This is a genomic window from Galbibacter sp. (assembly GCF_048266365.1).
Classification (GTDB): domain Bacteria; phylum Bacteroidota; class Bacteroidia; order Flavobacteriales; family Flavobacteriaceae; genus Galbibacter.
Genome location: NZ_JBLWZP010000004.1, coordinates 394,821 through 404,082, shown reverse-complemented (window position 1 = coordinate 404,082; position 9,262 = coordinate 394,821). Strand labels below are relative to the sequence as shown.

The window sequence follows — 9,262 nt, the reverse complement described above, 5'->3', positions numbered from 1 at the left end:
GCTATGTGTTGCGCTATTGCTCATCTAGCTTCAGGTTTAAAACCCAATCCATCGCTATGCGTGGTTGGGTAGTTTATACCGTCTGGTTAACAAAACAAAAATCTACAATATAAGTGATATATCCTTATTCTAAGGGTTAACAATGGATCAATAGATTGTAAATGATTTAAAAAAATACATCATATTAAGAATACTAGCGTTTTAATTTCTCAATCATATCAGCTAGACTTACCTTATCTTGTGTCCCCAAAGTCATATCTTTCAATGTATATGTCCCTTGTTCCATCTCAGTTTCTCCAGCAAGAACGACAAAAGGAATACCTCTTTTATTGGCGTAATTCATCTGCTTTTTCATCTTGGCATCATCTGGATACAGCTCTGCCTTTACACCACCTTCTCTAAGGGCTTTAACACCTTTAAGACCATATAAAGCTTCATTTTGACCAAAATTCAAGAACAAAACTTCTGAAGTGGTAGTAACCGAAGGCGGGAATAAACCAAGCTCTTCCAACACAAGGTAGATTCGGTCTAAGCCAAATGAAATACCAACACCACTAACATCTTTCAATCCAAAAATCCCGGTCAAGTCATCATAACGTCCACCTCCGCCTATGGAACCAATTTTAACTGTATTTGGAGCGGCAACTTCAATAATAGCTCCGGTATAATAATTAAGTCCTCTTGCCAAGGTTACATCCAAATCTAAATTCGCAGATTTTAGACCTAAAGAATCCGTAGCTGTAAGTATGAAACTAAGTTCCTCCACCCCTTTCAACCCTTGCTCAGAAGTGGCTAGCATGGTTTTAAGACTTTCTAACTTAGAAGTATTACTACCCTTAAAATCAAACAAGGGCTGTAGGTTCTCAATAGCAGTTGCCGTGATACCTTTCTCCTGCATTTCTTTTTTCACACCATCCTCACCTATCTTATCCAGCTTATCCAAAGCAACGGTAAAATCGATAAGCTTGTCTTTGGCTCCAATCACCTCAGCAATTCCTGAAAGTATTTTCCTGTTGTTCAACTTGATCGTTACTCCTTCAACACCAAGACTGCTGAAAACCGCATCATAAAGCTGTATAAATTCCACTTCTTGCCACAAAGATTTTGAACCAACCACATCGGCGTCACATTGGAAAAACTCTCTAAAACGCCCCTTTTGTGGACGGTCAGCTCTCCAAACCGGCTGTATTTGATAGCGTTTAAAAGGAAGATCAATTTCATTTTGGTGCATTACCACGTAACGCGCGAAAGGCACTGTTAAATCATAGCGTAAAGCCTTCTCTGAGATCTTAGATGTCAATGCTCCGGCATCTTTCTTCTGATAAAGATCATCTTCCACCTTGGCTAAGTAATCCCCAGAGTTTAAAATTTTAAAAATCAAGCGATCTCCTTCATCTCCATATTTCCCCATCAATGTATCCGAGTTCTCAAAACTAGGGGTTTCAATAGGCATAAAACCAAAGGTTTCAAAATGTGCTTTTATAGTGCTGATAATATAGTTTCGCTTGCTAACTTCTTCCGGTCCAAAGTCTCTAGTTCCTTTTGCTATGCTTGGTTTTTGTGCCATTATAAATATGCGTTTGGAGATTTACACTAAATTATGCCTTAATTCTTTAAAGGCATTGAGAAATATATTATAATGCTAGCCTATGACCAGCGGTACTAATATTCGACTGTATCTTATTCGATAATATCGTCAAAGTAACGGAATAATTCCCCTTTGGTGATTATTGCGCCCTTTTCGATAAGTTCAAATCGATCCACGAACTTATCATCTGAATATGCCTTAGCTGCGGTCATGATTTCTACGTTCTCACCCATATAGTTCTGTTTGAACCATCCAAAGCCATGCTTGGTTCTCAAATCTATCCCAGGTTGACCAACACGGATGGCAATAAGATTCATTTCCTTTTCAGTAAGATGAAACAAATGCATTTGTGTGGCTGATATATTTTCCAGGTATTCTATTTTGGATAAAACCCCTTCCCAGACTAAGTCACTGAAAATATCAATTTCTTCTTCAGCAACCTCAGGCTTATTTTCTTTAATACTTTTCCATTCGTCTGCAGTTATAGATTGAGTCGCCAAAAAGTTTATAAACTCTTGATGCATTTCCTCTAATTGCTCTTTTGATAATCTTCTGTACTTCACTTCAAGTCCGTATTTATCTGTGTACAAAAATCGAAAAGAGGTTGCAAAAAAATAAATTTTTTATACAACCTCCTCGTATGATGAAATAATTTCTTCTAATTAAGCCTCTGCTATTACTTCAAATGGGAAGTCAACAATTACTTCTCTGTGAAGTCTTATAGTAGCCTCATAAGGACCGGCAACTTTAATGTTACCTCCTAAGATGCTAATAAATTTCTTCTCGATAGCTACATTTGATTCTTTTTGAATTGCTCCAGAAAGATCAGCGTTAGTTACAGAACCGAAAAGTTTGTTTCCAACACCTGCTTTAGCTGTAATTTTTATCTCAAGACCTTTAAGTTGATCAGCAATTTTTTGAGCATCGTCAACAATTTTCTTCTCTTTAAAGGCTCTTTGCTTTAAATTCTCAGCCAATACTTTTTTAGCAGAAGTGGTAGCTAGAATAGCGTATCCTTGAGGGATCAAATAATTTCTACCGTAACCATTTTTAACGGTTACCACATCATCTTTAAAACCTAAGTTCTCGACGTCGTTCTTTAATATTAATTCCATGGTTACCTTCCTTTTATTTTAATAAATCTGCTACGTATGGCATAAGTGCTAAGTGACGTGATCTTTTGATAGCCACAGACACTTTTCTTTGATATTTCAAAGAAGTTCCGGTTAATCTTCTTGGAAGAATTTTACCTTGCTCATTTACCAACTTCAATAAGAAATCTGGATCTTTATAATCGATATATTTAATACCAGATTTTTTGAAACGACAGTATTTCTTTGTTTTATTAGTCTCAATATTAAGAGGAGTCAGATATCTAATCTCTCCGTCTTTTTTACCTTTTGCTTGTTGCTCTATTGATGTTGCCATGATAATTAAGCTTTTTCGTTAAGTTTTTTTCTTCTTTTCTCCGCCCAAGCAATTGCATGTTTATCCAACTTAACAGTTAAATAACGCATTACACGCTCATCGCGTCTAAATTCTAATTCGAATGGCTCAATTGCCTCTCCGGCAACTTTGAACTCAAAAAGGTGATAAAAACCACTTTTTTTGTTTTGAATAGGGTAAGCTAATTTTTTAAGCCCCCAATCTTCTTTCGCTACAAACTCGGCCCCTTTTGAGGTTAAGAAATTCTCAAACTTCTTAACTGTTTCCTTTATCTGAGTATCAGATAAAACGGGATTTAGAATGAAAACAGTTTCATATTGATTCATAATCTTGAATAAATTATTAATATTTTTAAGGGTGCAAAAGTAGAATTAATTATTATATTTACAAAGTGAAGCTTGAAGATTTCGATGAAGTAAGGTGGAAAACACCCTTTTCGCGGACATATTTCCCCAATTTACAACAATTCTTTGCTTCAGTGAGGTATTTTGATTAAAATTGTATACGTTAAAAACCAACCGATCACCATTTTAGAATATGAAAATGAATTGTATTATAGTAGATGACTCAAGTATCCAGCGGATGTCTGTAGCCAGGTTGATCAAAAATCATCCGATGCTGAATTTGGTAGCTGAATACAGTAATGCCATAGAGGCAAAAAACGGTCTCAAGAAACAGGCTATAGATTTAATTTTTCTAGATATTGAAATGCCTGTCGTAAATGGCTTTGATCTTTTAGAGGCACTTAATGAGCCTCCACAAGTAATTTTAATTACAGGTAGCGCACAGTATGCTCTAAAAGCATTCGACTACGATGTAACCGACTATTTACACAAACCAATCACTCAGGAGCGTTTTGAAGCTGCAATAAAGAGAGCTCAGGACAATTTCAAACTTAAAGTAGCTTCCAAAGAGGATGACGACCACATTTTCGTGAAGAGCAACTTAAAAAAACGCAAAGTATTTTTAAATGAAATCAACTGGGTAGAGGCCCTTGGTGACTATATTAAACTCGTCACTGAGGATGCTAATATTGTAATTCTCTCTACCATGAAGGCATTTGAAAACGAACTCCCACCGGAGCGTTTTTTAAGAATTCACAAATCCTACATCGTAAACTTGGACAAGGTACAGAAGTTCAACAGCAAAAATGTTGAAGTCAATGGGAAACAAATCCCTTTGAGCCGAAACAAAAAACAAGACCTCTCAGAGGCACTTAGCAATACCTAGTTACTGTGCGTCCACATTATATATAATCCTTACACTTCTATAAGCGGGTATGGCTTGGAAGCTTTTATCAATTTTTAAAATGGCTTGTTTGCTCTTATTTAAAGATTGATGAGCTGGGATTTTAATAATTATATTCTTTAAATATTCATTTCTAATCCTAGCAATCGCTGGAAATACAGGACCCAACACCTGGGTTCCGCTACCCTTAAAGACCGTTTTTAACGCTTGCATATACCAATCACTGGAATCATTCACTTTACTGTAATCCCTATGACGGAATACTAACTTAATAATCCTGACAAAAGGAGGGTATGTAAACTGGTGCCGCTCGTTGATCTGGTCTTTAAACATCCCCTGGTAATCATTCACGGATGCCTGTTGTAAAATTTGATGATAAGGATTGTAGGTTTGAATGATCACCTTCCCTCGCTTTTGAGTACGCCCTGCCCTTCCGGAAACCTGTTGAATCAACTGAAAGCTGCGCTCGTGCGCCCTAAAATCTGGAAAGTTCAGCAAATTGTCAGCATTCATCACACCGACTAAACTCACCTTTCTAAAGTCCAATCCCTTGGTCAGCATCTGGGTACCCACTAAAATATCTATTTCCAATCGTTCAAATGAGGTGAGCAGCTTTTCATAACTATACTTCCCTCGTGTGGTATCAGAATCCATACGCCCCACCTTGGCCTTAGGAAAGAGATCGGCTAACTCATGGGCAATTTGCTCAGTCCCAAACCCTTTGGTACTCAGATCACTACTGCCGCAGGCAATACAACTTTTTTGCATAGCCATGGCATGACCACAATAGTGACAGCGCAATTGATCACGATAGTGATGATAGGTCAAACTAACATCACAGTTGGGACACTGCGGTGAATTCCCACATTCTTGGCATTCTAAAATCGGAGCATAACCTCTTCTGTTCTGAAAGAGTATCACCTGTTCTCCGAGTTCTAGAGCCTCTTCTATTGCCTCGATCAACCGATCTGAAAAGTGGCCCTTCATGCGTTTCTTTCTGTGTTTTTCTTTAATATCGGTCAATTCAATATCTGGCATTAACACTCCGGCGTACCGCCTATTGATTTCAACCAAACCGTACTTACCATTTTGTGCATTATGATAGGTTTCAACACTCGGCGTCGCGGTTCCCAGTAAGACTTTAGCCTGATGTAATTTCCCTAATACAATAGCTGCATCTCTGGCGTGATAACGCGGTGCGGGATCAAATTGTTTAAAGGACACTTCATGCTCTTCATCTACCACGATTAACCCAAGATTACTAAAAGGGAGTAAAACGGCTGAGCGTGCACCTAATACAATCTGAGCTTTACCATCAGCCTTAAGAATGTGGTTCCAAACCTCAACACGTTCATTATTGGAATATTTGGAATGATACACACTAACCATACCCCCAAAGTATTGCTGTAACCTTTTAATGAGTTGCGTAGTTAAGGCAATTTCAGGAAGTAAATAAAGTACTTGTTGTCCCTTAGCAATCGCCTGCTCAATTAATTTGACATACACCTCGGTCTTACCAGAAGAAGTTACACCGTGTAAAAGAACAACATCCTTGGTCTCAAACTGATCTTTTATCTGCGTGAGTGCTTGAGATTGATATTCATTAAGAGTTTTACTATCAACAGTTTCTTCCCCTTCGTATTGCACACGATCCGTCTGTAAATGATACTCCTGTAACACCCCCTTATCGATTAGCGATTTTACTACCCCCGAGGACGCTTGGCTCTCGGCCTCTAATTCCTTGACAAGAATGGGCTTTTTAGTCATCGCCTCCATGGAAAACAGTTTTAAAACTACCTCCCGTTGCTTTTTAGCTCTCGAAAGCGTATCCAATAAAGCACTTAAGGCTTCATCCGAGCTATAATCCTCATGCATTTTTACATACCTAAGAAGCTTAGGCTTATAAGTCTCATAAACCTCCTCTTTGAGTTGTATTACTTCTTTTTCTATTAGTGATTTGAGGATGGGCAACACGTTTTTCCGATCAATGATATCACTGACATCTTGTATTTTCAGAGAAGATTGGTGCTGAAGGGCCTCGTAAACCAAGGATTCTTCATCGCTGAAAAAGTCCTCACCCTGCCACTGAAATTTTTTATTTGAAAGAATAATAGTCTCGCTCTCTAGAAGCAGGGCTGCAGGAATAGCAGCTTTAAACACCTCTCCTAAACTACACATATAATAAGAAGCTATCCATTCCCAAAACTGTAACTGCTGCCAAGAAACCACCGAAACGCGATCCAGGATCTGATCGATTTCTTTTGCCTTATAGGCCGTTGGTGCATTTTGATGAATAGCATACACCAAAGCGGTATAGATTTTGGATTTTCCAAAAGGTACTGCTACGCGCATTCCTTTTTTCAAAAAGGCTGCCTCCCGTTCGCTAACCTGATAAACAAAAGTTTTGGTCAGGGGAATCGGTAATATAACATCAATGAAATGCATTTAATTCTATAGAATTTTTATTAAAGGTTTTTAGGGCGTCGAGTTCAAGGCTACAGGTTTGTTACTCCTCCACCCTTTTCCAATACTGAGTGCGATATAAAAACGCGATATACCCTCGTACATTTAAGATATTTGGATTATCCTGATCTACCCAAAGTTTACATTTGTATTCTTTTCCTTTTTCTGGATCCAATATGGTACCCTCGCTATACACCTCACCATCCTTTTTCATGTCTTCAATAATAACCATACCTTGAACAGGTTGATCCTTCTTTTCACCACTACAACGATCACACACTATACCAGCTCTATCCTTATTCAAAATCTCTTTGACCTTACCATAGATTTTGCCATCCATTTCATAAATTTCAACTAAGGATTTTTCGGCTCCGCTATCATCGTCAATGGTTATCCATAAACCGGTAACCGACTGTGCATGTACAGTCCCAATAAACATTAGTATCATTAAACTCAATATCGTTTTCATAAATTTATAGTTTTAGTGTATCGCATAATCTATCTAAAGTTAAAAATTTCTTCTTAAACTTCTAAGAGAAGCATTAAGTTCAAAACCAAGCAACAATATATTTGAATTCAACCAAATGTAAAGCATTAGAATCAACAAGGCACCAATGGAACCGTACAGCTGATTGTATTGTGAAAAGTTTTCAATATAAATTCCAAAAAAATAGGTGGTCAGTATGATCAGCACTGTGGACATGACGGCCCCAGGTGAGAAAAAATTGGTCTGTTTCCCTTCTGCTGTTCCAAAATAATACAGCATTGCAGTGGTAAATAATGTAATCAAAACAAAGAAGAAAAATCGCCCAAGTCGTATCCCTAATGTATCTCCTAAACCAAACATACCTCCATTAGAACTCGCGGCCAGATCGTTGATCAGTTGCCCAATGTAGAATTCATACGCGATAAAGCCAATCACAGATCCTAAAAAGACAATCGCCATCAGCATTGCCACACCCACAGCTACAAAATATTGTTTTACCATATTCCTAGTACTTACGGAGTGGTAGGAAGTTTCAAAACCTCCGAAGATAGCATTGATACCATTGGCCATTAATAAGATGGACAAGAAAAAAACAGAAGACAACAGTCCTCCTCTTTGGTTACTTACAATATCTCTAATTATAGAATCAAAAAACAGTGCTGTTTGTGGAGGAAGTAAACTTTCAATAAAAATGATAAAATCTTCCTGGAAACCTTCAATGGGCACATATGGAATTAAGTTTAGAATGAATAGCAAAAATGGAAAGAGCGCCATAAAAAAACTATAGGAAATCGCACTTGCTCTATTGGTTAAAGCTCCTTTGATAACCCCTATAAAATACATCTCAGCCAAATCATAAATCGACAACCCTTCAAACCCAGGGAGCTTTATATTTTTAAGTAAACGCACCAGGTGGTTTATTACAGGAATTTTGGCTAAGCGATCTTCTATTTCTATGGACATCCTATAGGGCTTTTAAACTTAGGTCCAAATTAGATACTGAGTGCGTAAGGGCTCCTGAGGAAATATAGTCAACGCCACATTCTGCATAAAGACGAATGGTAGATTCATCTATTCCTCCGGAAGACTCTGTTTGACACTGATCCCCTATTAGGGTCACAGCCCTTCTACTATCCTTATAATTGAAGTTATCCAATAAGATCCTATGCACCCCACCGGCATCTAAAATAGCTTGTACTTCTTCTAAATTTCTAGCCTCTACAATGATTTTTAAGTCCTTGTTTGTCGCTTTCAAATAGGCCTTAGTTTTTTGAATTGCCTGAGGTATTCCTCCTGCAAAATCAAGATGGTTATCCTTGAGCATAATCATATCATAGAGTGCAAATCGGTGATTTTCTCCGCCTCCTATTTTTACCGCCCACTTCTCCAATGCTCGTATTCCGGGTGTAGTTTTTCTGGTGTCCAATATTTTAGCACCGGTGCCCTCGAGTATTTTAACATATTTAGCGGTCTTAGTAGCTATAGCACTCATTCGCTGCATGGCATTGAGCACCAGACGCTCCGATTTTAGAATGGATTGGGAAGCTCCCGCAACATAAAAGGCGACATCGCCGGGTTTGACCGTAGCGCCATCTTCCAACATCACCTCCAATTTCAAGTTTGGATCCACATAGGAAAAGACCATTTTCGCGAAGGCTACCCCTGCTAGAATCCCACTATCTTTTACCAATAATTGTGCCTTACCTTGTGCATCTGCAGGTATACAAGCTAAAGAACTGTGATCTCCATCTCCTACATCCTCGCGAATGGCATTGGCTATTATTAAATCCAATTCTTTTTCAAATTGAAGTTTTGATATCATTGTATTTATTTTTTCGCTAAGTTAAAAAAATATTAGGGAGCTAAACCTACTCATTTCATATCAATGCGCTATCAAAGCAAGAGGATCAAAGCATATTTGTTCGCATCTGGCTCTGCATACTTACCACCTCAACATTGCAACAGCCTATTTCTTGGCAATTTTAAACCTAGTCATTACTACATTTCCCCAGGAGTTTCCTAAATTTACC

At 38.0% G+C, this 9,262-nt stretch carries 10 protein-coding genes; 1 reads left to right on the top strand and 9 read right to left on the bottom strand.

Annotation, left to right across the window (positions count from 1 at the left end):
• Nucleotides 1-193: 193 nt before the first annotated feature.
• The 5 genes from hisS to rpsF all read right to left on the bottom strand — a co-directional run bounded on the left by hisS (nt 194) and on the right by rpsF (nt 3,360).
• The gene (hisS, locus tag ACN0TV_RS08985; RefSeq protein WP_417362200.1) at nt 194-1,567 is read right to left on the bottom strand and encodes a histidine--tRNA ligase; all 1,374 of its coding nucleotides are present in this window, start codon (nt 1,565-1,567) and stop codon (nt 194-196) included.
• Between the two features lie 113 nt (nt 1,568-1,680).
• Nucleotides 1,681-2,151 carry a DUF6495 family protein gene (locus ACN0TV_RS08980; protein ID WP_417362225.1) on the bottom strand — a complete coding sequence of 157 codons (471 nt, stop codon included), beginning with the start codon at nt 2,149-2,151 and terminating at the stop codon, nt 1,681-1,683.
• A 99-nt stretch (nt 2,152-2,250) separates the two neighbouring features.
• Complete coding sequence (gene rplI, locus ACN0TV_RS08975) at nt 2,251-2,703, bottom strand: 50S ribosomal protein L9 (RefSeq protein ID WP_417362198.1); 453 nt, start codon at nt 2,701-2,703, stop codon at nt 2,251-2,253.
• A gap of 13 nt (nt 2,704-2,716) precedes the next feature.
• Nucleotides 2,717-3,016, bottom strand: coding sequence for a 30S ribosomal protein S18 (gene rpsR, locus ACN0TV_RS08970; RefSeq protein WP_008991037.1), 300 nt, complete (start codon nt 3,014-3,016; stop codon nt 2,717-2,719).
• Between the two features lie 5 nt (nt 3,017-3,021).
• Nucleotides 3,022-3,360 carry a 30S ribosomal protein S6 gene (gene rpsF / locus ACN0TV_RS08965; protein ID WP_008991038.1) on the bottom strand — a complete coding sequence of 113 codons (339 nt, stop codon included), beginning with the start codon at nt 3,358-3,360 and terminating at the stop codon, nt 3,022-3,024.
• A gap of 211 nt (nt 3,361-3,571) precedes the next feature.
• Between rpsF and ACN0TV_RS08960 the strand changes: the two genes are divergently transcribed.
• On the top strand, nt 3,572-4,264 hold the full coding sequence (locus ACN0TV_RS08960; RefSeq protein ID WP_417362195.1) for a LytR/AlgR family response regulator transcription factor: 693 nt from the start codon (nt 3,572-3,574) through the stop codon (nt 4,262-4,264).
• Here the strand turns inward: ACN0TV_RS08960 and priA are convergent, their stop codons facing one another.
• The 4 genes from priA to nadC all read right to left on the bottom strand — a co-directional run bounded on the left by priA (nt 4,265) and on the right by nadC (nt 9,054).
• Nucleotides 4,265-6,727: a replication restart helicase PriA gene (gene priA / locus ACN0TV_RS08955; protein WP_417362193.1), complete on the bottom strand. Its 2,463-nt coding sequence runs from the start codon at nt 6,725-6,727 to the stop codon at nt 4,265-4,267. It abuts the gene before it with no gap.
• A gap of 61 nt (nt 6,728-6,788) precedes the next feature.
• Nucleotides 6,789-7,214, bottom strand: a complete 426-nt coding sequence (locus ACN0TV_RS08950; protein WP_417362191.1) for a DUF2147 domain-containing protein — start codon at nt 7,212-7,214, stop codon at nt 6,789-6,791.
• A gap of 39 nt (nt 7,215-7,253) precedes the next feature.
• Nucleotides 7,254-8,195, bottom strand: coding sequence for a YihY/virulence factor BrkB family protein (locus tag ACN0TV_RS08945; RefSeq protein ID WP_417362189.1), 942 nt, complete (start codon nt 8,193-8,195; stop codon nt 7,254-7,256).
• A gap of 1 nt (nt 8,196) precedes the next feature.
• Nucleotides 8,197-9,054: a carboxylating nicotinate-nucleotide diphosphorylase gene (nadC, locus tag ACN0TV_RS08940; RefSeq protein ID WP_417362187.1), complete on the bottom strand. Its 858-nt coding sequence runs from the start codon at nt 9,052-9,054 to the stop codon at nt 8,197-8,199.
• Between the last annotated feature and the right edge of the window lie 208 nt (nt 9,055-9,262).

Coding starts and splice junctions, on each gene's coding strand:
- hisS (WP_417362200.1), bottom strand. CDS start 1,567: ATGGCACAAAAACCAAGCATAGCAAAAGGAACTAGAGACTTTGGACCG.
- rplI (WP_417362198.1), bottom strand. CDS start 2,703: ATGGAATTAATATTAAAGAACGACGTCGAGAACTTAGGTTTTAAAGAT.
- rpsR (WP_008991037.1), bottom strand. CDS start 3,016: ATGGCAACATCAATAGAGCAACAAGCAAAAGGTAAAAAAGACGGAGAG.
- rpsF (WP_008991038.1), bottom strand. CDS start 3,360: ATGAATCAATATGAAACTGTTTTCATTCTAAATCCCGTTTTATCTGAT.
- ACN0TV_RS08960 (WP_417362195.1), top strand. CDS start 3,572: ATGAAAATGAATTGTATTATAGTAGATGACTCAAGTATCCAGCGGATG.
- priA (WP_417362193.1), bottom strand. CDS start 6,727: ATGCATTTCATTGATGTTATATTACCGATTCCCCTGACCAAAACTTTT.
- ACN0TV_RS08950 (WP_417362191.1), bottom strand. CDS start 7,214: ATGAAAACGATATTGAGTTTAATGATACTAATGTTTATTGGGACTGTA.
- ACN0TV_RS08945 (WP_417362189.1), bottom strand. CDS start 8,195: ATGTCCATAGAAATAGAAGATCGCTTAGCCAAAATTCCTGTAATAAAC.
- nadC (WP_417362187.1), bottom strand. CDS start 9,054: ATGATATCAAAACTTCAATTTGAAAAAGAATTGGATTTAATAATAGCC.